18 protein-coding genes, 1 other RNA gene and 4 pseudogenes are annotated in these 25,159 nt (G+C 62.8%); 4 read left to right on the forward strand and 19 right to left on the reverse strand.

What is annotated here, in order from left to right:
• Positions 1–222: 222 nt before the first annotated feature.
• Positions 223–843, forward strand: coding sequence for a DNA-3-methyladenine glycosylase (locus J5I97_RS11135; protein WP_208586560.1), 621 nt, complete (start codon positions 223–225; stop codon positions 841–843).
• Here J5I97_RS11135 and J5I97_RS11140 read toward each other — a convergent pair.
• Positions 783–5,236: pseudogene (locus J5I97_RS11140) on the reverse strand (DEAD/DEAH box helicase). The gene J5I97_RS11135 and the pseudogene J5I97_RS11140 sit on opposite strands and share 61 nt — an antisense overlap.
• A gap of 198 nt (positions 5,237–5,434) precedes the next feature.
• Here J5I97_RS11140 and J5I97_RS11145 point away from each other — a divergent pair.
• A complete protein-coding gene (locus J5I97_RS11145; protein ID WP_208586561.1) occupies positions 5,435–5,815 on the forward strand; it encodes a DUF3301 domain-containing protein in 381 nt (126 codons plus the stop codon).
• Positions 5,816–6,029: 214 nt separating this feature from the next.
• Here the strand turns inward: J5I97_RS11145 and J5I97_RS11150 are convergent, their stop codons facing one another.
• From J5I97_RS11150 to J5I97_RS11175, 6 genes are all read right to left on the reverse strand, one after another.
• Complete coding sequence (locus J5I97_RS11150) at positions 6,030–6,470, reverse strand: ClpXP protease specificity-enhancing factor (protein ID WP_208586562.1); 441 nt, start codon at positions 6,468–6,470, stop codon at positions 6,030–6,032.
• Between the two features lie 78 nt (positions 6,471–6,548).
• Entirely contained in the window at positions 6,549–7,184 is a 636-nt protein-coding gene (locus tag J5I97_RS11155) for a glutathione S-transferase N-terminal domain-containing protein (protein WP_208586563.1), read from the reverse strand.
• Between the two features lie 165 nt (positions 7,185–7,349).
• On the reverse strand, positions 7,350–8,108 hold the full coding sequence (locus J5I97_RS11160; protein WP_208586564.1) for a cytochrome c1: 759 nt from the start codon (positions 8,106–8,108) through the stop codon (positions 7,350–7,352).
• A complete protein-coding gene (locus J5I97_RS11165) occupies positions 8,101–9,360 on the reverse strand; it encodes a cytochrome b (RefSeq protein ID WP_208586566.1) in 1,260 nt (419 codons plus the stop codon). Before J5I97_RS11165 ends, J5I97_RS11160 begins: the two co-directional genes overlap by 8 nt.
• Positions 9,360–10,004 (reverse strand): ubiquinol-cytochrome c reductase iron-sulfur subunit, encoded by a 645-nt coding sequence (petA, locus tag J5I97_RS11170; protein ID WP_208586568.1) that lies wholly within the window; start codon positions 10,002–10,004, stop codon positions 9,360–9,362. The genes J5I97_RS11165 and petA overlap by 1 nt, the downstream gene beginning before the upstream one ends.
• A 382-nt stretch (positions 10,005–10,386) precedes the next feature.
• Positions 10,387–11,379, reverse strand: coding sequence for a lytic transglycosylase domain-containing protein (locus J5I97_RS11175; protein ID WP_208586570.1), 993 nt, complete (start codon positions 11,377–11,379; stop codon positions 10,387–10,389).
• Between the two features lie 244 nt (positions 11,380–11,623).
• On the opposite strand from J5I97_RS11175, the gene miaB reads away from it, so the two are divergent.
• Positions 11,624–13,093: a tRNA (N6-isopentenyl adenosine(37)-C2)-methylthiotransferase MiaB gene (gene miaB / locus J5I97_RS11180; RefSeq protein ID WP_208586572.1), complete on the forward strand. Its 1,470-nt coding sequence runs from the start codon at positions 11,624–11,626 to the stop codon at positions 13,091–13,093.
• Between the two features lie 24 nt (positions 13,094–13,117).
• On the opposite strand, the pseudogene J5I97_RS11185 reads toward miaB, so the two are convergent.
• The 9 genes and pseudogenes from J5I97_RS11185 to J5I97_RS11225 all read right to left on the reverse strand — a co-directional run.
• Positions 13,118–13,703 (reverse strand): annotated as a pseudogene (locus J5I97_RS11185) (IS30 family transposase); the annotation flags it as partial.
• A gap of 73 nt (positions 13,704–13,776) precedes the next feature.
• Positions 13,777–14,208 carry a hypothetical protein gene (locus tag J5I97_RS11190; protein ID WP_208586574.1) on the reverse strand — a complete coding sequence of 144 codons (432 nt, stop codon included), beginning with the start codon at positions 14,206–14,208 and terminating at the stop codon, positions 13,777–13,779.
• A 100-nt stretch (positions 14,209–14,308) separates the two neighbouring features.
• Positions 14,309–15,453, reverse strand: a protein-coding gene (locus J5I97_RS11195) for an IS3 family transposase (protein WP_208586576.1) whose coding sequence is annotated in 2 segments (ribosomal slippage) — positions 14,309–15,216 and positions 15,216–15,453 — 1,146 coding nt in all. Because the reading frame shifts where the segments join, the coding sequence is not laid out codon by codon here.
• A gap of 114 nt (positions 15,454–15,567) precedes the next feature.
• Positions 15,568–16,293, reverse strand: coding sequence for an OmpA family protein (locus J5I97_RS11200; protein WP_208586578.1), 726 nt, complete (start codon positions 16,291–16,293; stop codon positions 15,568–15,570).
• 292 nt (positions 16,294–16,585) lie between these two features.
• Positions 16,586–18,004 carry a cryptochrome/photolyase family protein gene (locus J5I97_RS11205; RefSeq protein WP_208586580.1) on the reverse strand — a complete coding sequence of 473 codons (1,419 nt, stop codon included), beginning with the start codon at positions 18,002–18,004 and terminating at the stop codon, positions 16,586–16,588.
• A gap of 101 nt (positions 18,005–18,105) precedes the next feature.
• Entirely contained in the window at positions 18,106–19,533 is a 1,428-nt protein-coding gene (locus J5I97_RS11210) for a replicative DNA helicase (RefSeq protein WP_208586582.1), read from the reverse strand.
• A gap of 221 nt (positions 19,534–19,754) precedes the next feature.
• Entirely contained in the window at positions 19,755–20,309 is a 555-nt protein-coding gene (locus tag J5I97_RS11215; RefSeq protein ID WP_208586583.1) for an NADPH-dependent FMN reductase, read from the reverse strand.
• A 79-nt stretch (positions 20,310–20,388) separates the two neighbouring features.
• On the reverse strand, positions 20,389–22,329 hold the full coding sequence (gene asnB, locus J5I97_RS11220; protein ID WP_208586584.1) for an asparagine synthase (glutamine-hydrolyzing): 1,941 nt from the start codon (positions 22,327–22,329) through the stop codon (positions 20,389–20,391).
• Between the two features lie 22 nt (positions 22,330–22,351).
• A complete protein-coding gene (locus J5I97_RS11225) occupies positions 22,352–22,990 on the reverse strand; it encodes a glutathione S-transferase family protein (RefSeq protein ID WP_208586585.1) in 639 nt (212 codons plus the stop codon).
• 532 nt (positions 22,991–23,522) lie between these two features.
• Between J5I97_RS11225 and J5I97_RS11230 the strand changes: the two genes are divergently transcribed.
• A non-coding RNA gene (locus tag J5I97_RS11230) (sX9 sRNA) lies at positions 23,523–23,598 on the forward strand.
• Here J5I97_RS11230 and J5I97_RS11235 read toward each other — a convergent pair.
• From J5I97_RS11235 to J5I97_RS11245, 3 genes and pseudogenes are all read right to left on the reverse strand, one after another.
• Positions 23,599–23,985, reverse strand: a pseudogene (locus tag J5I97_RS11235) (transglutaminase); the annotation flags it as partial.
• A pseudogene (locus J5I97_RS11240) lies at positions 23,982–24,220 on the reverse strand (acyl-CoA dehydrogenase family protein); the annotation flags it as partial. The pseudogenes J5I97_RS11235 and J5I97_RS11240, both read right to left, overlap by 4 nt.
• Positions 24,221–24,352: 132 nt before the next feature.
• Complete coding sequence (locus J5I97_RS11245) at positions 24,353–25,144, reverse strand: glycine zipper 2TM domain-containing protein (protein WP_208586587.1); 792 nt, start codon at positions 25,142–25,144, stop codon at positions 24,353–24,355.
• Positions 25,145–25,159 lie beyond the last annotated feature (15 nt).

A 25,159-nucleotide genomic window follows, 5' to 3' on the forward strand; every position in this document is an offset into this window, starting at 1 on the left:
GCGCATGTGGATCGTGGCCCGTGTCGGTGTGATTCAATTGGCGCTGCACATGCGAGGACGCAGCTGCATTGCCGGGACTGGAATCACCCACGCGCCTCCGCAGCGACTGCTGTGGCAAGATTCAAGCAGGCGGGCCGCTGGGTTGGCTAACGCTTCTCTCTGCTGGCACGCTGTCCATGACAATCCGCAGGCACATCACGGCCACCTCGCTACGCTTGGCGCATGTCGTCCACACCACTTCCACGCACCTTCTACACACACGATTCGCGCCAGGTTGCGCCGCAATTGCTCAACAAGGTGCTGGTCAGCGCGGACGGACGACGCGGTCGCATCACCGAAGTCGAAGCCTATTGCGGCGGCGAAGACCCGGCTGCGCATTCGTTCCGTGGCATGACCGCCCGCACGCAAGTGATGTTCGGTGCGCCCGGACATCTGTACGTGTATTTCATCTACGGCATGCACTGGGCGATCAACGCGGTGTGCGGCGGCGCACCCGGACATGCGGTGCTGATCCGCGCGCTCGAACCACTTGCCGGCATCGACACCATGCAGGCCGCACGCGGCGCTGCGCCAATCGAGACGTTGACCACCGGCCCAGGTCGCCTGGCCCAGGCGTTCGGCGTCACCTCAGCGGACAACGGCTTGGATCTGACCAACGCCAACGCACGCGCGTGGATCGAAGACGATGGCATGCCGCCGCCGTCGATACCATCGGCGACCCCGCGCATCGGTATCCGCAAGGCAGTCGATGCGCCGTGGCGCTGGGTCGTACCCGATAGCCGCTATTTGTCGCGTCCGCTTCCCCGTGCGACCGGCACACGCCCGATGCCGCCGGACCGCTGAGCTAGCCATTGCTGCATGGGCGTCTGCTCGGCTGCGCCCGGCCCACGCTGCAGCAAGCGCAGCGCCTGATCGGCCTGCTCGATAGTAAGTTCTTGCAGCGGCTGGAAGCGATCTGCCGCCCACACCGCCATCGGCATGCCATCGAGATAAGCGACGCGATTTCCCGGCACGCGCGCGATGCGTTCGCCCGGCAGCAGGCTGCCCAATAGATTGCTTGGGTCGCTCGCACTCACGCATACCCACTGCTGCGGCAATGCCTGTGCGCGCACGCGGCGCAGTGCGGCAATCGCGTCCGGCAACGCGAACTGCTCACCAGACAGGCCGGCGATAAAACGCCCGCCACGAATGTCGCCGCGTGCTTCCAGACGTTGATACATACGCAGCAATTCGCGCCACGGCGGCAACCACGCAGCCTCACGTGCCAGCAGCCGCCAACACACCACGCCATAACGGCGCAGCAAGGTCCGAGCGAGGTGCTCGAGCGTGTCCTGATGGCGTTCGCTGGCTTTGGCCGATGGCGATTCCGGAAGCGCGCGTACCGGCGCCCAGCGTCCGGCATCGCGAATGCACAGCGCACTCGCGCGGCGACGGTGCCGCGACAAGGCCGACGGGCGCTTGGAGGCAGGCACCAGCAGCGCGCGTAGCCCAGCGTAACTGTCGCAATGCGCGAGGCCGCGCATCACCAGCTCGCCCAACGCATCTTCCAACTCAATGCTCATCAAGCGGGCCGCATCGGCAATTTCGTCGAAGAACAGCGCGCCTTGCTGCTGCAACACCTCCAGCACGCGCTGCGCGCGCGCGCCCAACGGTTCGTCATTGGCATGACGTGTCAGGCTACTCCACCGCTGCGCTTCGCGACGCGGCAGCAGCACGATCGGGGTGGCACGCAGCGCGGCACCACTGCAACCACCGCCGGGCCGCAAGCGTGCCCACACTGTGCGCCCGGCGGTGCACAGCTCGTCCAACCACGCTGGTTGATAGTCGCGCACGCGCACGGGCAGCAGTTGATCCGCCCAATCGCGGGACAGATGACGTTGATAGTCGCGCACGCGCACGGGCAGCAGCTCGCTTTCCCACAGGACAGCAGGTGCCTCGAAGCCTTCCAACTGCCCGACCACACCGGCCAATGCATTCGGTCCTGCCACCCGGCTACTGCTGTCGACGTGCTGCCATTCGAAGAGGAAACGCGCGTAATCGCGTTGCGACACTGGTTCGATCTCACGGCGCAATCGCCCCAGGGTGTAACGATGGATGCGCGCCAGCAGATGGCGCTCGCACCATTCTTCCGACTGCATCTGTGCGCTGAATTGCCCAGCCATGACATAGCCCTCGCGCTGCAATGCATCCAGTGCGAGCACGATCACGTCTTCCGGCAACTGCAACGCCTTGGACAACGCGGGCACCTGTGCCGGGCCGACGGCAGCTAGCCGCCCGCGCAGCACTTCGCGTACGGCCCACTCGCGCTCCCATTCGGCAACGTGGCAATCTTCCGGCGCCTGTACCGGCGGTTGCGCAGACGCGTCAGGATACAGCGGCAGGAACCAGGCGATGCGCTCGGCACTGATCCACAGCGCGGGCTCGCCGTTCAAGGCAAGACAACTGGCGCGGCCATCGGCAGCGAGTGCATCCAACCATGTTTGCCATTGCGCATCGGCCGCTTCATCGACAGGAAGCACGCCGAGTCCGACCAGCGCCTCGTGCATTTCTTCAACATCGCGCGGTTGTAGCCAAGCTTCCTGGCGAACCGCATCGATGGCTTGCGGATCCAACCGCCCTAGATCGTCGCTGGTCTGTGGCGTGTAGCGGCGGCTTTGCACGGCCTGGGTGCGGCGCTCTTCCAGCGGTGCGTCATCCAGAAACGCGTACGGACGCGCGTTCAAGGCTTCGGCTGCAAGCGGCGACGGCGCGGCTAGATCGCGCACAAGCAACTTGATCGCACCGGATTCCAACCCGCGCAACACCTGCAACCAACCTTCGCTGTCCATGGCCTGATGCAGGCAGTCTTCCAACGTCTGCGTCACCAACGGATGGTCCGGCACCTCACGCTCGCCGACCAGATTCTCGGCGCAGGCGACCTGATCAGAGAACACTGCGGCCAGCAGATCTTCCGACTTCATCCGCTGCAACTGCGGCGCCACTTTGTTGCCGCCGGTAAAGCGCGGCAGTGCCATCGCATTGGTCGCGTTCCAACGCCAACGTAAGCCGAACAACGGCGCATCCAGCACCGCCTGGATCAGCACATGTTCGGCCGATGACGAATGCAGATAGCGAGCCACCTCTTCCAACGCAAAACTGCGACTGGTGGACAGCGACAAAACGATCGCATCCTCGGTCGCCGCGGCCTGCAATTCGAAATTGAAGGTGCGGCAAAAACGCTTGCGCAACGCCAGGCCCCACGCACGATTGATGCGGCTACCGTATGGCGAGTGGATCACCAATTGGGTGCCACCGCTGGCATCGAAGAAGCGCTCCATCACCAGGCATTGCTGTGTCGGCATCGCGCCCAGCGCCGCGCATGCATGCGCCAGATAGTCCACCAATTGCTGCGCGGCTTCTGCGGACAGACTCAATTCGCTCTGCAGCCAATTGCAGGCTGCCTGATGCGACGCGCCATCGAGCCGCGCCGCGATCTCACCACGCAGACGCGACACCGCTGCCGACAACTCATCGCTACGACCCGGCGCTTCGCCCAGCCAGAACGGAATATTCGGCGGTGCGCCCTGAGCATCTTCCACGCGCACGCGCCCCGCATCCACACGCAGGATGCGGTAACTGGCGTTGCCTAGCTGGAACACATCGCCGGTGAGACTTTCGACAGCAAAATCCTCGTTCACCGTACCGATCTTTTCCGCCTGCGGCTCCAACACCACGCTGTAGTCGGCGGTCTCGGGAATGGGCCACCGGAGGTCAGCGCAGTCATGCGCGCGCCACGACGTGCATGCAAGCGCCGGTGCACCGCATCGCGATGCAGATAGCCTGCGCGCGGCCCCAGCCGTGTACTGAAACCCTCGCACAACATGCGCACCACACTGTCGAACGTAACGCGGCTCAACTGCGCGAATGGCCATGCGCGACGCACCAGCGCAAACAATGCATCTTCATCCCAGTCTTCGCATGCAGCCTCGGCTACGATCTGCTGCGCAAGTACGTCGATCGGCGCCAGCAGAATGCGCAAGGCATCCAACTCGCCACGGCGCACGCTGTCCAGCAGCGCGGCGCATTCGACCAACTCGTCGCGCGTCTGCGCAAACAGCCTTGCCTGCGGCGTGCCACCGACCGCATGTCAGGAGCGCCCGGCGCGCTGCAGGAACGTTGCGATCGACCGCGGCGAACCGAGCTGACACACCAGATCGACATCGCCGATATCCAGGCCAAGTTCCAGCGATGCGGTCGCCACCAGCACGGTCAGCTCGCCGGCTTTGAGCCTTTGTTCGGCTAGCAAACGCGTCTCGCGCGACAAGCTTCCGTGATGCGCCGCGACCCACTGCTTGCCGAGCAAATCGCCCAGATGCCGCGCAGCGCGCTCGGCCATGCGCCGCGTGTTGACGAACACCAGCGTAGTGCGTTGTTGCTGCGCAAGCTTGGCCACATCCGCATACACCTGCAGCCATTGATCGTTGGACATCACCACACTCAACGGCGTCGGCGGCAATGCCAGTGCCAGATCGCGCACTCGGGTGTAGCCGATATCGACGATTTCGCACTCCGGTGGCTGGCCGTCTTCGCCTGCGCCAACCAGAAACTGCGCCACTGTCTCGATGGGCTTCTGCGTTGCCGATAATCCAACCCGCGTGATCGACCGCTCGGCCAGCCGCTGCAATCGCTCCAATGTCAGGCTCAGATGGCTGCCGCGTTTGTCCGCCGCCACCGCGTGGATCTCATCGACGATGACGGTGCGCACATGCCGCAGCGCGTTGCGGCCGGAGGCCGAGCCCAACAGCACATACAACGACTCCGGTGTAGTCACCAGAATATGCGGCGGCGTGCGCCGCGCTTGTGCCCGCTCACGTTGTGGCGTGTCGCCGGTGCGCACCGCCGTGCGTACTGCAACATCCGGCAACCCGCTTGCAGCCAGCGCCGCACGGATGCCCTGCAACGGTGCATCCAGATTGAGGTGGATGTCGTTGGACAGCGCCTTCAACGGCGACACGTAAATAACGCGGGTTTCGTCGGGCAACCCACCATCGTTGGAAAGACCATCGCGGATCAACGCATCGATAGCGGCGAAAAACGCGGTCAACGTCTTACCCGAGCCGGTCGGCGCGGCCACCAAGGTATGCCGCCCGGCCTGGATCGCCGGCCACGCAGCGATCTGCGCCGGCGTGGGCGCAGCAAAAGTCTGTGCGAACCACGCGGCAACCACAGGATGGAACTGTTGCAGGACAGGATGCATTGGCCATGCCCGACACCGAGCCCTCATCTTGGCCGCACGGCATTCGGATTCAACTCGACGAGACTGCAATGGATGGGGTTGCGCAGTGGCCGATACAAGCCGGACGCCGCGATGGCAGTGAATGATTTACCGCGTTGACGCCAGCATCTGCCGCTGAAAGGGCGAGGCTCTCGCAACACTGCGGCCCCGGCACGGCGATTGTCGATCAGCCGCATGCCATGGCACATTGATGGCATGCCCAGCCTTATTCTCTTCATGATTGCCGGCGCCGCGCTGTACGCGTTCTGGAATTCCTCGCGTGCCGCTGCCGAACGTGCCGGTATCCTCGGTCGCAATGCCTGCCGCGCTGCCGATGTGCAGTGGCTGGACCAGAGCGTACATTCCACCAACATCCGCATCTGCCGCAAACCCAACGGCTGGCTGGGCCTGGAGCGTACATTTCGCTTCGAGTATTCGTACGATGGCGTCGACCGCCACAGCGGCCGCTTGGTGCTGCGCAGCGATCAGTTGATCGCCTTCACCGGCCCGCAAGTGGCAACGGTGACGCCGCTGAATCAGGATCATGAGCGTTTGAACTGACCGGGGTCTGGCTGCTGGCCGGGCGCGCTACCAAAGTGTTCGTGCGCAACGGTGCTGGACTGAAAATCCCGGTCATCAAGACGCGCCGACACGCTCCATGCAGCGACAGCCGCCTCGCTGATCCGATACCCGATCACGCGCGGTGGTGGCGTGCAACCGCCTCACACCTGGACCTCAAAAATCAGACGCGCGAACACGCGTCCAGAGCTGATGGCTATTTGACCACGCGCAGATGCGGACGCTTGCCGCCACTGGGTGGCTCATCCGACGTAGGCGTGCCCGGTGGCGGCGCGCTGGGATCCGGCGGTTCTGTGCTGGTGCCGGGAATATCGTCCGGCAATGCCATACCATGCCCGGTCTCGCGCGCGTACACCGCAAGTACGGCGGCTATCGGCACCATCACCGGATGGCTGACGCCGCCAAAGCGTGCGGTGAAGCTGACGCTCTCGTTGTCGACCTGGAGCCCGACCACGGCGCGCTCGGCGATATTCAACACGACGCGACCGTCCTTGACCGCGCTGGCAGGCACCTGCACGCCAGGCAGGCCTGCATCCACCAGAACATGCGGCGTCATGCCGTTGTCGTTGATCCACTGGACCAAGGCCCGCAGCAAGTACGGGCGATGGCTTGTCATGCGGGGGAAATCTTCGCTCATCGCCTCATTTTACCCGCACACGACCCACAGCGGAGGCCGGACGATCGTAAGTCGGTCTGTTGGCATACAGCCGCCGCATCAGCACGGCAGATCGCGCAGTTTCTTTTCCTGATCGGTCAGGCTGCGGATGAAGCCGGGGTTGCGGAAGATCCGGTTGCCGTAGTCCTCGATCGCCTTGCCATCCTTGGGCAAGCTGATCTGCAACGCGTCCAGTCGCCAGATGATCGGCGCCATCGCGCAATCGGCCAGACTCATTTCCGGGTTGAGGAAGAATTTGCTTGCCTTGAACAGCGGCACCGATGCGGTGAGCAGTTCTTTCAGGCGTTTGCGGCCGGCCTCGGCCTGGGTCTTGTTGCCGAGCTGGACCGCCTGCGCCTGCGGCACCCAATCGTGCTCGATGCGCAGCATCGCCAGACGCAGGCGCGCGCGCGATAGTGGATCGACCGGCATCAGCGGCGGATGCGGATAGCGCTCGTCCAGATATTCGCTGACCACTGATGCGGCGTACAGCACCAAGTCGCGTTCGACCAGCGTCGGCACCGAATGATAGGGATTGAGATCGATCAGATCTTCGGGAGGATTTTGCGGGTCGACCGGCACCAGGTCGTAGGTAACCCCTTTTGCCGCCAGCACCAATCGAACCCGGTGGCACAACACGTCGTCGTTGGACGAAAACAAAGTCAAGGTATTGCGCATACGCACACTCGTCGCCATTCAAGGCCCTCCGACGACCGGAATCCGCCGGCCGCATCGGCGCAGCCGGCCCAACGCCGACCGTCACCACGGTCCTTCGAGTGTGCAATCACGTCACGCAAAAGCCAAGAGTGATGGGGCATATTAACGATTGCAGATGCAGCAGATGATGGGCTCGCAGAACGATCAATGCACGTCCTTCCAGTATTCCTTCTTGAGCAGGTAGGCGATGAAGGTGAGCAGGGCAAGGAACAGGATCACCCACACGCCAATGCTCTGTCGCTTCAAGGCAGCCGGTTCGCCCGCGTACTCGAGGAAGTTGGCGATATCGCGAACGGTCTGATCGAATTCTACCTGCGTTTGTCGACCCGGCTGACCGAGCTTCAGCGCCTCTACCGGCTTGTCTCCGGTGTCCTTGTCGGGCGGCCCGAATTGCGCCTGCTGCAGGCCTTGCAGTTCCCACAACGGGTTAGGCATGGATGCATTCGGGAAAAGCTTGTTGTTCCAGCCCAGCGGGCGGGTCTGATCCAGATAGAACGACTTGAGGTAGGTATAGACCCAGTCGGTGCCGCGCACGCGCGCGATCAAGGTGAGATCCGGCGGCGCCTTGCCGAACCACTTGGTGGCCGCATCGTGCGGCATTGTGCCTTCGATATGCTCGCCGACCTTGGCACCGGTGAAGTTGAGGTTGGTCATGACCTCTTGTTCGCTCAATCCCAGATCGCTGGCCATGCGCGAATAGCGCAGGTATTTCAGCGAATGACAGCCGGAGCAGTAGTTCATGAACAACTGTGCGCCACGTTGCAGCGATGCGCGGTCGCTCAGGTCGTTGCCGGCATGCTGCACTGCTCCGCCTTCGGCCGCCATTGCTCCAACTGCAAGCGTCAAACCGCAAAGCAGCGCCACCGCGCGCGACTTCCATGACATCACGATGTGGTTAGTCATGGATGGACACCCGTTCCGGTACCGGTTTGCTCTTATCCAGCCGTGTCCACACCGGCATGGTGATGAAGAAGGCGAAATACAGGAAGGTCAGCACACGCCCGATATACGTTTCGTGCGCGTCGGTACCGGGGCCTGAACCAATCACGCCCAGCCACACGAAGCACACCACCAGCACGCCCAGTGCGACCTTGGAGATCCAACCGCGGTAGCGGACCGAGCGCACTTTTGCTCGATCCAGCCACGGCACCAGGAACAGGATCGCGATCGCCGAGAACATCACCAGCACGCCACCGAGCTTGTTGGGCACCACCCGCAACATCGCGTAATAAGGCGTGTAGTACCACACCGGTTTGATATGCTCCGGCGTCACCAGCCGATTGGCCTCGGTGAAATTGTCATGCTCCAGGAACAGGCCGCCGAAGGCGGGCGCGAAGAAGATGATGAAGGCTGCGATCAGCAGCAAAAATCCGACACCGACCAGATCCTTGACTGTGTAATACGGATGGAACGGAATGCCGTCGGCCGGCTTGTGTGCATCCCAGCGATTGCCCTTGGGGCCCTTCTTGATGTCCACGCCATCGGGATTGTTGGAGCCCACTTCATGCAGCGCACCGATGTGCAACACGATCAGCAACAGCAGCACCAGCGGCAATGCGATTACGTGCAACGCGAAGAAACGGTTGAGCGTGGCATCGCCGGGCAGGTAGTCGCCCATGATCCATTCAGTCAGCCCATTGCCGATCACCGGAATGGCGCCGAACAAGGAGATGATCACCTTCGCGCCCCAGAACGACATCTGCCCCCACGGCAACACGTAGCCCATGAAGGCTTCGGCCATCAGCACCAGGTAAATCAGCATGCCGAGAATCCACACCAGCTCGCGCGGCTTTTGGTAACTGCCATACATCAGCCCGCGGAACATATGCAGATACACCACGATGAAGAACAGCGAGGCGCCGGTGCTGTGCATGTAGCGGATCAGCCAGCCCCACTCCACGTCCCGCATGATGTATTCGATCGAGGCGAATGCATCGACGGCGCTGGTCTTGTAGTGCATCGTCAGGAAGATGCCAGTGACGATCTGGTTGACCAGCACCACGATGGCCAACGACCCGAAGTAGTACCAGAGATTGAAGTTCTTCGGCGCGTAGTACTCGCTGAAGTGCTTGCGGTACATGGGCATCAGACCGGGCGCGCGTTCGTTGACCCAACCGAACACACCGTTGGCAGTACGGACCAGGATATTGCTCATCAGGCAGCCCCCATGCTTTTGGCCGACTTACCGGTACCGTCGGGATCGACGCCGATCACCAGGGTGTTGTCGTCTACGTAGTGATGTGGGGGCACCAGCAGGTTGATCGGTGCCGGCACACCATCGAAGACGCGGCCGGACATGTCGAAGCGCGACTTGTGGCAGGGGCAGAAGTAGCCGCCTTTCCACTGCGGGTCATAGGGCTCGGGGCGAATCTCGGCGACCATCTCCGGCGAGCAGCCCAGGTGCGTACACAGCCCGACCAGCACCGATATGTCGGACTTGATCGAACGGTATTCGGGGTTCTTCAATACATAGTCCGGCTGCTGGTCCTTGTTCTCGGACTTGGGATCCTTGAGCCGGTCATCCAACGATGGCAGTGCGTCGAGCATCGCCTTGGAGCGCTTGACGATCCAGATCGGCTGACCGCGCCACTCCAGGACCAAGCGTTGCCCTTCCTGCAAGGCGCTGATGTCGGCGGTCACCGGTGCGCCGGCCAATTTGGCACGTGCACTGGGATTCCACGACTTCACGAACGGAACTGCGACGAATCCTGCTCCGACCGCACCGACCACGGCCGTTGTCGCGGTTAAAAACCGACGACGCCCGATATCAGCAGGTGCGTTAACCCCATCGTTGGCCATCCGGCTCTCCGATCTTGATTAGGTAGCGTGAGGCTGCCAACGGCTGGCGGGGGGTCCAACCGCGATGAATCGCACGCAGTGTAGCGGAACGCTTAATGCACAGACAATGCAATGTACGCAGTCCGCCCTATGCGATGCAAACAGGCAATGCATGCGGTCGTTGAGCAGATGGAGTGAGCGGCTGTGCGGCCCCGTCGGCAGCTGTGACGCGGTGCACGCAGCCTGCCTGCCGACGCGACGGACCCGGCACGGGATCAATCCGCAATGATGCACTTGCAGCACAGAAGAACTGCAGCGCGCGACCGATTCGCTGCCGGCACTCCTCGACGACTGTCCAAGCAACTATCGCAATACATTCGGCGCACAGTGCAGACGCACAACTTCAGTTGGCTGCGGTCGCCTGACCGCGATAACGGACGGCCAGCAAGCCGACGCGTTGCACATAGCGCTGGGTTTCGCTATAAGGCGGAACCCCGCCGTAGCGATCCACAGCGCCCTCACCTGCGTTGTAGCCGGCAGCGGCCAGGGTGAGATCGCCGTTGAAGCGCTTCAGCAACCACGCAACATAGTGCACGCCGCCACGAATATTTTGCGTTGCATCATAGGCATCGCTGACACCGAAGCGGCGAGCGGTGCCTGGCATCAACTGCATCAAGCCTTGCGCACCGGCACGACTGAGCGCCAGCGGGTTGTAGGCCGACTCGGCGTGGATGATCGCGCGCACGATCGCTTCTTCGACACCGAATTCGCGCGCCGCCGCCGCGATTTCCTGCTGGTAGGCATCGGTGTTGAGCCGGATCGCAGCGAAGTTGAGGCCCGGCTTGGCACTACAGGCGTAGCAGGTTTCGATAAAGCTGTAGTGGATGGTGCGCAGGCCTTCGATGCTGGCCACCTCGCGCGGGCGGGCGCTGGTGTAGTGGCGCACGCCGTTCTTCAGATAAGCGTAGACCTGCCCGCTGACCACCCGGCGAGGATTGACCGGCACTGCGGCAGGCGGCGGGGCGACCGATGCGGCCGACACCGGCAGCGCGCGCGGCACGACTGCCGAAGCGACCTCGGCAGCGCGACGTGGTCGCTGGCTGACCGGCTGACTGATGATCGTGGTCGGCGCACCGCTGTCGATGTTGGCCATGCTGCGCGCTGGACTGGCAGATAGACCTGCTGTCGAAGGCGTCGATGCAGACGACGGCATGCGACGGACCGAACGCTCCGGGGTGTAGCTGCTGATGACGCTACATGCCGCACCGCTCTGACGCTTGCTCGAGTAGCTGGTGATGCCGTCGCCGCTGACGCACTTGTACAGCGTGCCGGCGCTGACCGGGGCGACCGACAGCGTAACGAGCAAGAGCCCCAGCAATCTTGACATCCCCTTCATGTGGCGGAGTGTCCCAGCTTGCCCTGGGCTTGCCAAGTGTCGGGCGCCATTATCCGGATAGCCGGTCAAATTGCGCTCGCAATCTGTCCAGGGCCTGGGCCACCCGTGCCTACATCGTACGCATGGCCGACCGGCCGGTGTTTGGTCGTGCCGACGCGACGATGCCCAGGCCTGAGCATTCGGACGGACCCGGCGCAAGCAGGTAAACTGCGCAGCTGTTTTCTACCCGCCTGGAATAAGCGCCATGCCCGGGACATCCGTTTCCGATCTGTCCACGGCCTCCGCCGCGGACGCATCTGCCCTGTTGCCGCTGCCAGCGGCCCGCCCGAGGGCGCCTGCCGTGGTGCGCGGCAAGCTCTACATCAAGACCCACGGTTGCCAGATGAACGAGTACGACTCAGCCAAGATGGCCGACGTGCTTGCCGCTTCCGAAGGGCTGGAGCTGACCGACAACCCCGAAGAAGCCGACGTGGTGCTGGTCAACACCTGCTCGATCCGCGAGAAGGCGCAAGAAAAGGTGTTCAGCCAATTGGGCCGCTGGCGCTTGCTCAAGCAGAGCAGGCTCAACGCCGGCGGCACGCCGGTGATCATCGGCGTAGGCGGCTGCGTGGCCTCGCAGGAGGGCGAAGCCATCGTCAAACGCGCGCCATACGTTGACCTGGTGTTCGGCCCGCAGACGCTGCATCGGCTGCCGGAATTGATCCGCGCGCGGCGCGAATCGGGCAAGTCGCAGGTAGATATCAGCTTCCCGGAAATCGAAAAGTTCGACCGCCTGCCCGAGCCACGTGCCGATGGCCCGTCGGCCTTCGTGTCGATCATGGAAGGCTGCTCCAAGTACTGCTCGTTCTGCGTAGTGCCCTACACCCGCGGCGAAGAAGTGAGCCGGCCGTTCGAAGACGTGCTGGTGGAAGTGGCACAACTCGCCGCGCAAGGCGTGCGTGAGATCAACCTGCTCGGCCAGAACGTCAACGCCTATCGCGGTGCTTATGGCGCCGATGCCGGTGAAGCAGCGCAATACGCGGATCTGGGCTTGTTGATTCGCACCATCGCGCAGATCGACGGCATCGGCCGCATCCGCTTCACTACCTCGCATCCGCTGGAATTTTCCGATTCGCTGGTGGATGCGTATCGCGATGTGCCGCAGCTGGCCAATTACCTGCATCTGCCGGTGCAGGCAGGCAGCGACCGCATTCTGTCGGCGATGAAGCGTGGCTACACCGCGCTGGAATTCAAATCCAAGATCCGCAAGTTGCGCGCGGTGCGCCCGGATATTTCGATCAGCTCGGACTTCATCGTCGGCTTCCCTGGTGAAACCGAAACGGATTTCGAAAAGACCATGAAGTTGATCGAAGACGTGGGCTTCGATCAAAGCTTTTCGTTCGTGTATTCGCGCCGCCCCGGTACCCCGGCATCGGATCTGCAGGACGATACGCCCGAATCCGTCAAGCAGGCGCGCCTTGCCCGCTTGCAGGCGCAGATCAGCGCGCATGCAGCGCGCATTTCGCAGTCCATGGTGGGCAGCGTGCAGCGCGTCTTGGTGGAAGGTCCATCACGGCGTGATCCGAACGAATTGACCGGCAAGAGCGAGAACATGCGCCCGGTGAATTTCCCCGGCAATCCGCGCTTGATCGGACAGTTCGTCGATGTGCTGATTATCGAAGCGATGCGCAATTCGTTGCGTGGTCGTATCCAGCTGGACGAGCGCGCGAGCTGAAACGGCATAGGCGCCATCGTGTTCGGCGTTGCGCACGTTCTCGGCGGTGCCGGCCAGCAGATGCAGGCGACTGCGACGTTCGGTCATGCTGACCACCACCGCCTTGCCATGCGAAGCGCGAAGGGTGTCCAGTTCCCAATCGCCGATCCGGCTGCGCTGCTCCACCACGCTCGGGCGCTATGTCCAGCTGCGCCGATGGGTCAACTGCCCGCGGCCATCGCCCCCGCCGCCGACGCTTGCGGCGGTGTTTGCGTAGATGCGTGAACAACCGACCACCGCGTTTCTGGTCGGCGTAGATGTGCCGATAGATCCATTCGTGACTGGCAAGGCCGGTGCGACCGGCAATCTGTTCCGGGCCGAAGTCCTCACCCAGCAAGAGCTCGATCCGGGCGATGCGCACACGCCGGCTGGCCTGCGTGCGCCGATGCTCGCTGAGGCGCTGCGCATGATCGGGCAGATACTGCCGAACGTGCCGGTGACGGCGAAGTTCGCGGCTGATCGTGCTGGGCGCGCGCTCCAACGCATCGGCGATGGCCCGCATCGACATCCCGGTTTCATATAACGCATGCAAACGGTATCGTTCTGACAGGTCCAGGCGGCTGGATGGCATGGGCAACTCCACTTGGCGGTGAAGTCGTTAGGTCAGGTCGCCTGGACCACTTCACAACCGTTGGTGTTGCGAATCAGAGTTGAAGCCGCCGGGTCTTCCGCTGCCGGCGGAGTTCAAGTCGCTTTTCAGCTCGGGCAATGCGCTCTTGTTGACGCTTGATGTAGGCATCACCCTTTCGCACGCGGACCATCATGCCTGCCGGGAACACAACGCAAAAATAGATCACCAGACCAACGCACCACAGTCCTGGTGTGAGTAGCTTCATGCCACCGTCCATGAAGGCCAGCGGCAGCAGCATCAGCCCAATAGCCAATGCGCCGAAACAGTAAATGCCTTGGAGCAAAAGAAAATGCGTGATGTGGGCAGGGTCAGCCCTGAGCAACTCAATCTTTCTCAGTTCAGCTCGGTTGATCATCAAGCCAATTTTTTCATCCCAAAAGCTAAGCTTATCGAACGCCCACTTCGCAACAATGAGAACAACCGCTGCAACCAGACTACCGACCACTGAACCGCCCCGGGAAGTTGGGAGGCTGTTTGGTTTGAGTCACGCCGCTTTGGCGTAACCGGCCTGTTGTCGATTGATACGCCCAGGGTTCCGTAGACACTCAAGACCCTCGTTGCGCGTAGCGCCGCTCGAACTCTGCAGGCGACAGGTCGCCAGTTGAACCATGACGGCGTTTTGGGTTGTAGAACATTTCGATGTAGTCGAACACCTCGGTGCGTGCGGCCTCTTTGGTGGAATAGATCCGCCGCCTGATCCGCTCGCGTTTGAGCAGGCCGAAGAAGCTCTCCACGGGTGCGTTGTCGTGGCAGTTGCCACGCCGACTCATGCTGCACACCAAGCCATGGGACGCCAGGAAACTCTGCCAGTCATCGCTAGTGTAGACAGACCCTTGGTCCGAATGAACCAGGCAACCAGCGCTGGGTTTGCGCCGCCAGACCGCAGAAAACAAGGCCTGCACGACCAACTCGGTATCGGCCCGATCGCGCATCGCCCAGCCGACGACCTGCCTGGAAAACAGATCGATCACCACAGCCAGGTACATCCAGCCTTCCTGCGTGCGGATGAAGGTGAAATCGCTCGCCCAGGCCGTGTCCGGCTTCGTCACGTCGAACTGTCGGTCCAGCAGGTTGGCCGCCGCCTTGCACTGCATTCCTCCATGGAAGCGCGGTTTGCGACCATAGCCCACCTGGGCACGCAGTCCCTCGGTGCGCATCAGCCGATGCACCCGATGGCGACTGCAACGTTCCCCCAGATCGCGCAGATCCTGGGCGATCTTGCGATGCCCATAGACGCTGCCGCTGGCCAGCCAGTGGTGCTTGATCAGTCCCAGCAAGCGCTCATCTTCCTTGGCGCGCTCACTGTCGGGCGAGCGTAACCAGGCGTCATAATCCGCCCGGTTGACGCGCAACACCCGACACATCGCGCACAGCCTGAATTCGCTGCGATGGGCCTGCATGAACGCGTACTTTGCCTTTACCCCTTGGCAAAGTACGCGGCGGCCTTTTTTAGGATGTCGCGCTCCTCGGTAACCCGACGCAACTCTGCCTTCAGCCGCCGAACCTCGGCGCTCTGGTCCACCTCGGCGCACTGCATCACGCCAGGCTTGCCGAACTTGCGCAGCCAGGCGTAGAGGCTGTGCGTGGTGACACCCAGTCGCTCCGCGACTTCTGCCGCCTTGAAACCACGATTGGTCACTTGCCGGACCGCCTCGATCTTGAACTCATCCGTATACCGCTTACTGCTCATGGACACCTCCGAATCTCCCATTCTCCATGGCCTTGAGATGTCTAGGAAACCCTGGGCGTATCAGTTCAGAGTTTCCCTAATAGCCACTGCGTGCGATGCATCGTCAAAATTCACTCAACGCATACCGGTGTTATTACCAGCATCCTCAGAGCGCAGCGGAATCAAACGAATTTCCACACGACGATTCTGCGCGCGGCCGGCATCGGTATTATTGTCGGCGATCGGGTAACGCTTGCCGGCGCCCATCGTTTCCATACGCTCGCGCTGCACGCCTTGTGCGGTCAGGTACTGCGCCACTGCGCCTGCGCGTTCTTCGGACAGGCGCTGATTGACCGCATCGCTACCGACGCTATCGGTGTGACCGACCACTTCCACCATGGTCTGGTTGTACTCGCGCAGCGTCGAGGCAACGCCGTTAAGCGCGGTGTAGAACTGCGGCTTCAACGCGGATTTTCCGAAGTCGAAGGTGATGCCGTCCGGCAGGTTCAAGGTGATGTTGTCGCCTTGGCGCTGCACTTGGATACCTGTGTTGGCAGTGCGCTGACGCAGTGCGCGTTCCTGACGATCCTGGTACTGGCCGATCGCCGCACCGCTCAGTGCGCCGATACCGGCACCGACCATGGCGTGCTGACGACGCTCGGTGGCGCTGTCGCCGCTGAGCAGGCCGGCAGCCACCCCGATCGCGGTACCGATCAACGCATTGCGCCCGGTGCGGTTCTGCTGTTGCGTCTGATCGCCGTATTGGTCGCGCTGCACATACGAGCCGCCGGTAGCGCAGGCGGCCAGCGCGATGGCGCTGGCCAGGGCAACGGCGAGACTCTTGATGGCTACTGGGGACATGGTGTTCTCCTATGGCCGGACCATCCGGCACTCAGTCGTGACCGCGAGGATAAACAGGCCAATGCGATTGGGGCATGATGAAAGCAGAAGCACAGCGCACGCAGATAGCGCGCCATTCAGGAAAACGTTTTCAGTTTGAAACCGCAAAAACGTCACGTGGACGAACCTCGGATGCGTGCGCGCAATACGTAAGTCAGCCCAGTGCATGCCTCATACGCGACGATTCCGAGCAACCAACCTACGCGCCTCACCCAACGCGCACGCCCACGCCGTCACCCGCGTCTATTCGGGTCTACCCGCGGATCTTCGCATACGCCGCCAACGCAGCATCGCGGCCCTCCGATAAACCGATGATCGGCGTGCGCGGGTACTCCGGCGCACAGCGTGCCAGCGACAACGGATGCAACCACGGTGCAAAGCGTTCCTTCACTGCGAGCTTGCCGAGCTCCGGCACCCAGCGAGTGATGTAAGCCGCCTGCGGATCGAATTTCTCCGCTTGCGTCACCGGATTGAATACGCGGAAATACGGCGCTGCATCGGCGCCGGTACCGGCCACCCACTGCCAACCCAGCGTGTTGTTGGCCAGATCCGCATCTACCAGCGTGTCCCAGAACCAGAGCGCACCTTCGATCCAATGGATGCGCAAATGCTTGCACAACAAACTCGCAACGATCATGCGCACGCGGTTGTGCATCCAGCCGGTGTGCCAGAGCTGACGCATGCCCGCATCGACGATCGGAATGCCGGTGCGGCCACGCTGCCAGGCCTGCAACGCGGCCGGATCCACGGTGGCCCAATCGAATCCTTCGAAGCGCGGGTTGAGATTCTGGGTGGTGGTGTCGGGAAAGTGATGCAGCAGGTGATAGGCAAAATCGCGCCAGCCCAATTGACGGATGTAGCCATCGATCTGTGCGCTAGTGCGCGTGTTGCGATTGGCTTCCAGCGTGCTGGCGATCCGCCACGGCGCAATCTCGCCGAAGTGCAGATGCGGCGACAGCTGCGAGGTGCCGACACGATCGGGCCGATCGCGGTTTTCGCGATAGCCGGACAGCGCGCCGTCGATGAAGATCTCCAGTAGTTCGTGGGCTCCAGCCTCACCGGGCTGCCAAAGTTCCCAGAAGCCCTGGTCCCAATGCAGCCTGGATATCAATCCCAACGTATCCAATGCATCGGTTGTCAGCTGCGCAGGCACCGGCGGCAGACTGCGCGGCGCAGGCAGTGCGACGGGCAATTGCAGCTGCGTCAGTGCATTGCGCCAAAACGGGGTGAACACCTTGTACGGGCCGCCCTGCTGAGTCGACAACTGCCACGGTTCGAACAACAAGGCCGAATTGCAGCTCTGCACTTCGATGCCGCGCTCGCGCAACGTGCGTTTGATCTGCGCATCGCGCGGCTGGGTGGCAGGTTCGTATTTGCGATTCCAATACACAGCCACCGCACCGGTCTGCGCGATCACCTCATCCAGCACCTGCGCGCTATTGCCGGCGCGAATGACCAAGCCGCTGCCAAGCGTTCGCAGTGCCGCATCCAGCGCCGCCAGCGAGCGATGCCGCCAGGCCCGAGAGGCGGCACCCGGCGTCCACTCGCCTTCTTCGTGTGGCGCATCGATGTACAACGGAATCGGGTGGTGCCCGGCATCCAGTGCGGCACGCAGGGCCGGGTTGTCTTCCAGACGCAGATCGCGACGAAACCAGACGATGGCGTGTGACATACGAATTCGGCAGCAGTAGTGAGGCGCGCAGCATAAGCCAGCAGGCGCAACGATGCCGCGATGCCCGGCGAACGGATGCTCGCCCAGCTAGCCCACAACGCTTACTCGAAACTGCCCACCGAGTCGTGCGCCAGATTGTCGAAACGGGTGTATTCGCCGAAGAATTTGAGCTTGCACGAGCCGGTTGGACCACCGCGGTGCTTGCCGATGATGATCTCGGCCAGGCCCTTGTCCGGCGAATTTTCCTTGTTGTAGTAATCGTCGCGGTAGATGAAGACGATCATGTCGGCGTCCTGCTCGATCGCGCCGGATTCGCGCAAATCGGCCATCACCGGGCGTTTGTCGGTACGGGTTTCCAACGAGCGATTGAGCTGCGACAACGCGATGACCGGCACGTTCAACTCCTTGGCCAGGCCCTTGAGCGAACGCGAGATTTCCGAAATTTCGGTCGCGCGGTTTTCGCTGTTGCCCGGCACCGACATCAACTGCAGGTAGTCGATGACGATCAGGCCAAGATCGTGTTCGCGCTTGAGTCGGCGGCACTTGGAACGCAGCACTTCCGGCGACACGCCAGGCGTGTCGTCGATAAAGATCTTGGTTTCCTTCAGCATCTTGATCGCGCCCGTCACGCGCGCCCAATCTTCGTCTTCCAGGGCACCGGTACGCAAACGTTGCGCATTGATGCGGCCATTGGATGAAATCAGACGCATCGCCAGCTGCGATGCCGACATTTCCATCGAAAACACCGCCACGCCCTTCTTGGATTTGATCGCGACGTATTCGGCGATATTAAGCGCAAGGGTGGTTTTGCCCATCGCCGGACGCGCGGCAAGGATGATCAGATCGGTCGGCTGCAGGCCGGCGGTCATCGCATCGAAATCGGTGTAGCCGGTCGGCAGACCAGTGATGTTGCCGCCGTTTTCGAAACGGTTGCGCAGCTCTTCGAAAGCGTCCTTCAATGCGCTTGGCATCGCCACGAAATCGGTACGCCCGCGCGCGCCGGCTTCGGCGATCTTGAACACCGCTTTTTCCGCCGACGACAACAGCTCCACGCTCTCGCGGCCTTCCGGTTGAAAGCCGTCGTTGACGATGGTGGTGCCGACTTCGATCAACTGCCGCAACACTGCCTTGTCGCGCACGATTTCCGCATACGCAACGATGTTGGCCGCCGACGGCGTGGTGCTGGCCAGCTCGATCAGATACGCGCCATCGCCCACCTGCTCCAGCTTGCCCTGCGACTCGAACCACTCGCCCAGGGTCACCGCATCGAAGGGGCGATCCTTTTCGGCCAGTTCGCGGATGGCGCGGTAGATCAACCGGTGATCGCGCCGGTAGAAGTCGTTCTCGGTGAGCTGGTCGTTGATCCGGTCGAATGCATCCGGCGCCAACATCAGACCACCCAGCACCGCTTGCTCGGCCTCGACCGAATGCGGTGGCACCCGCAACTGGTCAAGACGCGGCTCGGGACGATCATAATCGTCGTCGCGGTCGCGATTGCGCTTGGAACGGAAACCAGGGCGAGCGGACATGGACAAACAGACCTAACACTGGCGGACGAGGGCAGCAAGCATAGTCATCGGCGGCTGCGTCGACCATGCACAACTCTGTGGATAACTGGTGCATAGCCAGTGCATCACCTTTCTACGCGCGGGCTGTCGCACAGACCCAGACCTTTGCCATGCATGGTTTTGCGCCACACAGCCAAGCCCGCCCGGCACCTGCATCCAGGCAGTCCAGGGCTGTGATCAACTCAGCGCTTGAGGTGCTCGATCAGGCCAAGGAAGCTGTCGACAAAGCTCTGCAGGAACGCGCGGCTGGCGGCGTCGACGATCTGATCGTCGGCACCGAACAGACCTTCTTTGTACTGCAGGAAGACTTCCGGCTGACCAAGCACATGCATGTTCAGGTACGACAGCACATTACGCAGATGCTGCTGCGCAGTGGCGGTGCCGATCGCGCCCACCGAGATGCCGACCACGGCCGCCGGCTTGCCGGAAAACGCACTATCCCCGTACGGTCGCGCGCCGGTATCGATCGCGTTCTTGAGCACGCCGGGAATCGAGCGGTTGTATTCGGGGGTTACGAACAACACCGCATCGGCGGCGCGCACTTGCTGCTTCAGGCGCGTGCCCTGGGCCGGGAAATCCACATCGTGGTCCTGGTTGTACAGCGGGATGTCGCCGATCTGCGGGTACTCGAACAAGGCCTTGTCGCCAGCCAGATGTTCCAATGCGCGCGCCAGCTGACGGTTGTACGACTCTGCGCGCAAGCTGCCGACCAGCACGGCGATGGTGATCTTGCTCATGGGAACACTCCATTGAGGAAACCAGCGTCCGATTCTAGTCAGCTCGGCGCTCACAGCCAGTGAAGCGTTGCGTGGCGCCTCAGCGGCTGATCGCGGCGCGTTGCGCGCGCCAGTGCACCTGCCAGGCCTGGAACATCAGCACCGTCCACAGATGCGTATGCCATTTGCGCTCGCCGCCGTTGAAGTCGCGCCATAGCCGGGCCACGGTATCGGCAGCGAACACACCGTCGCGCTCCAACGTGCCGTGCGCCAACAGATCGTCCGCCCAGCCGTTCAAATCGCCGCGCAGCCACGCACTGACAGGCGCGCCAAAGCCGCGCTTGCCGCGGTAAACCATGGGGTTCGGCAGATAGCGGCACAGCACGCGTTTGAGCAGGTACTTGCTGACCCCGTCGCGATACTTCAGCGACAACGGCAGCGACCAGGCGAATTCGGCCACGCGCCAGTCCAGCAACGGTGCGCGCGCTTCCAGCCCCACCGCCATGGTGGTGCGATCCACCTTGCACAGCAGATCGTCGGGCAGATAGGCGGCGAAATCGGCCAGCATCATCGCATCGGCCGGTGTGCCGGAGCCGTGCAGGGGGTCGGCAAGGCTATAGAAACTGTCGGGTTCGGTCGCGCCCAGTACCACTGCGGCAGGGTCACGCCAGCGCGAAATGCGATTGCGATAGATGTCGCCAATGCCGCGTGCGCCGGCCTCGGCCACCAATGCGGCCAGGCCGCCGGTCCGCGAAGATTCGCCACTGCTGCGCGTTGCCAACGCCATCAGCCGTCGCAGCGGCCCCGGCACCAGCCCACGCATGCGCCAGTTGCGCAGCGCACGCTGGTAGCGGCCATAGCCGAAGAACAACTCGTCGCCGCCATCGCCGGACAGCGCCACCGTTACTCTGCGGCGTGCCAAGCGTGCGACCAACGCGGTCGGCACTTGCGAGGCATCGGCGAAGGGTTCGTCAAACATGTCCGGCAAGCTCGGCACCACCGCCAATGCGTCGGCACCGCTGACGTAGAGCTCGGTGTGATCGGTGTGCAGATGCGTGGCCACTTCGCGCGCCAGCGGCGCTTCGTCGTGATGCGAGCCTTCAAATCCGATACTGAAGGTGTGCACCGGCTGCGCGCTTTGTGCTTGCATCATTGCGGTGACGATCGAAGAATCGGTGCCGCCTGACAGAAACACGCCCACCGGCACGTCGGCCACCATGCGCAGCGCCACCGCATCGCGTAGCACGCTATCGAGTTGCTCTTCAGCCTGCACATCGCTGCCGGTGAACGGCGCTGACAACGCACGCTGCATCGCTTCGCGTGCGTTCCAGAACGGCTGCTGCGCCTGATCCGGCCGATGCGCTGCCGCCCCAGCCACCACCGTTTGCGCATCCAGCCGCAGCACGCGCCCAGGCATCAACTTGAAGGTGCGTTCGTGGATGCAAGCCGGGGCCGGGATGTAGCCCAGCCGCAGCAGCAAGGTCAGCGCATCGCGATCGACGCCGTTATCGAAATCCGGGTGTTGCCACAACGCCTTGAGCTCGGAACCGAACACCAGCGTGTCGCCGGCCCACCCGTAATACAGCGGCTTCTTGCCAACGCGGTCGCGCGCCAACGCTAGGCAGTTATCACGCTCATCCCACAGCGCCAGCGCAAACATGCCGTTGCAGCGGGTCAACGTATTGTCCAAGCCCCACTCCACCACTGCGGCCAGCAGCACTTCGGTATCGGAGTGACCACGGAAGCGATGCCCGAGTGCGGACAAGGCCGCACGCAGCTGTGCGAAGTTGTAAACCTCGCCGTTGTAGGCCAGCACGTAGCGACCGTCGGCCGAGCGCATCGGCTGATGGCCGAGCGGCGACAGATCCAGAATGCTCAGCCGTTGATGCGCCAGCGCCACGCCGGCCTGCGCATCGCACCAGCTGCCCGCATCGTCGGGGCCGCGATGGCGCAAGGCCGCGCCCATCGGCCGCACCAGCGCGTCGAGCTGTTCGCCATGCAAGCGCGGCGAAGCCAGCAGCATTCCTGCCAAACCACACATCGTCAGTGCTCCTGCACGCTGCTCATGCCGTCACTGCAGTGGGTGCCGGCATCGCGACGTAGCGCTGCAGCGCCTGCACGCGTTGCAACCATGCGCCGATCGCTGGCCAGCGCTCCAGATCGAAGCCGCCGTCTTCGGCGCAATGGGTGTACGCAAACAGCGCGATGTCGGCGATGCCGTAGTCGCTGCCGGTGAACCAGGCATGCTGCCGCAGATGCTGCTCCATCACCGCCAGTGCCTGCTCGCCGCGCGCACGCAACTGCGGCAACTCGGCGCGGCGCGCGGCATCGCGCAGCGTCCACAGGCTGATGAAACGCGCCACCGCCACATACGGCTCATGGCTGTACTGCTCGAAGAACATCCAGCTCAGCGTTTGCGCGCGCTGCCATGCATCGGCGGGCAGATATGGCGTGCCTTCCGCCAGCCAGAACAGGATTGCGTTGGATTCGGTCAGCACGCGGCCATCGTCGCGCTCCACCATCGGCACCTTGCCGTTTGGATTCTTGGCCAGGTACTCGCACGTGCGGGTCTGCCCTGCAACGCTATCTACCTCGACCCAGTGATAGCGGCTGCCCAGCTGCTCCAGCATCAGGCGCACCTTGTAGCAGTTGCCCGAGCTGGACATGCCATGGACGGTCAACGGGGGACGCATGATCGACATCAAGCTGGCTCCGCGGCAGCGACGAGGGGCTGGCAGTGTCACAGCCCTGCGTCACTTTGCAAAGCCCGGCAAGATGCATCGGCAGCCGATACCGCAGTTGCGCGCGCTACGGTCGTCAGGCGGCGGCCCTGCCGCGCTGACCTCGCCTCGGGACATCGCCACCACCGCCACCGGCATGCCCAACTTCGCGATCAGCACAGCCAGTGCCGACACCGTCAACGCCCAGGCACCGAACGCACGTATGCGCCGAGAGCCCGTGCGCCGCCCACTGTCTGGACCGCACAGACCGACCACCACCGCCCACCCAGCATCAGCAGCAGCGCGCACATCGCCAGCCGTGCCAACCCAGCCGGATCGCTTGCGCCGGTATGCAGCCGCTGCATGTCGACCGCAGCACGCGTTACCCCATCGGCGAGGATACGGGCAGTGAATCGCTACGTCCTTCGGCAAGACGTCCATCCACTCGCTAAGAGCGGCTAACAAAACGACTGCGCTCACCGCCAAGCGGGCGCGGCCGGTGCTCGGAATCGGTATGTACCACGCGCACACTCCGGTTCCTCCGCGCCGTCCGCACCCGCCTGACGACTGCTCGCTACGTTTTGTTAGCTGCTCTAAGCTGGAACAATGGGAAGCCGGAGCTCGTCGCCCTCGTCGGCCGGCCACTCCAACCGATACGCCTCATGCGTTCGCACATTCAGCGCATCGGCATCATCGATCGTCGGCGCACTCACCTGCGTCAGCGCGGTGTAGTACTGCTGCATGTACTCCAGATAGTGCTCGCCCACTATCTGCGCGCCATCGTCTTCGACGCTGCCAGGCCCGCGGTCGCAGCGTGCCTGGCGATGGATCGCGTCCCAAGTAAAGCTCGCCACACACTGCGGTTTGCGCAGCGAAATCGTCAACGCTTCGTTCAACTCGACCTGCGGCAGCGTCGGCACCGGCGACAGCACCGCGACTAAGGCGTCCTGTCCGGCCAGCACCGGCGAACTGCGCACGTCAGCCCGTATGCCACCGCACCCAATCCCACATCGGCAGGCTGGCACCCAACAGCCCCAGTTTCGGCACTCATTCGCGGGGGAAGCGCCCGGCATCGAAAGCATCGCCGAGCGCCGGCGACACCCGCGGGTCGGTAAAGCGTGCCACTGCGTCCTGCACCGCCTGCTGCTGGTCGGTCGGCAGCGCGCGTACATCGAAAAAATCATCAGGACGCACCGGCATGTTTGCTTCCACTACAGGAGGAAGCGGCGATTATCTGTCGGTTGCCGGCCCAACATCGCGTGCCCTCGCCTGCACGCGATGATCCAAACGAAAAGAGCCGGCAGTGCCGGCTCTCTCGTTGCTCGCGCGCTATTACTGCGCAGATTACTGACGGGTGCTCAAGCCATCCTGACGGACGTTGAATTCACTTGCCGTCGATGCGGTCTGGGTCACCAGCTGACCATCGACCACCGGCAAACGATCGCTGGCCGGCTTGTCGTTCATGCGCACGGTCTTTTCGAAACCATCGTAACGGTAGGTCACCTCATAGGCCACCACGTTGTCGGCATCGCCCAACGAAATGCGCTCGCCCGGCTTGTTGTCCATGCGCATGGTGCCGGTGGTGCCATCGGCATTGCGGTAGGTGACGTCATAACCCACTACACGCGAGGACTGCGAATTAGCGTTTTCGGTATGGCACTGGCGCTCGGTACGATCGACAACGCGGCCGCCGACATGCTCGCGGTCCACGCGGTTGCCAACCATACCGCCACCAACCGCACCAGCCACCGTAGCCAGCTTGCGGCCATTGCCACCACCGACCTGGTTACCCAGCAGACCGCCGATCACGGCGCCAACCACCGTGCCGCCGACGTTGCCGTCGCGCTCGGGCAGACGCTCCTGCACCACCACGTCGCGGCAGACTTGGCGCGGCGAGGAGCTGGTGGTGGTTTCGCGGATGGCAGCGCTGTTGACAACCTGCGCGTACTGCGGCTTACGCTCATTAATCGGCGCGACCTTGATCACATCAGCGTATTCCAGACCGCGCGGCGCCGGCTGCCCATTAGCCACAAAATCGCCGGACAAAGGACGATTATTCATGAAAGCGGCAGTGGCCACGCCTCCGGCCAGCAAGGCACCTGCGGCGACCAGTATAATTGTCGTATTGCTCTTCATAACCAGCTCCGGGCG

Origin of the sequence: Xanthomonas fragariae (assembly GCF_017603965.1) — a bacterium.
In the GTDB taxonomy this organism is placed as follows: Bacteria; Pseudomonadota; Gammaproteobacteria; order Xanthomonadales; family Xanthomonadaceae; genus Xanthomonas; species Xanthomonas fragariae_A.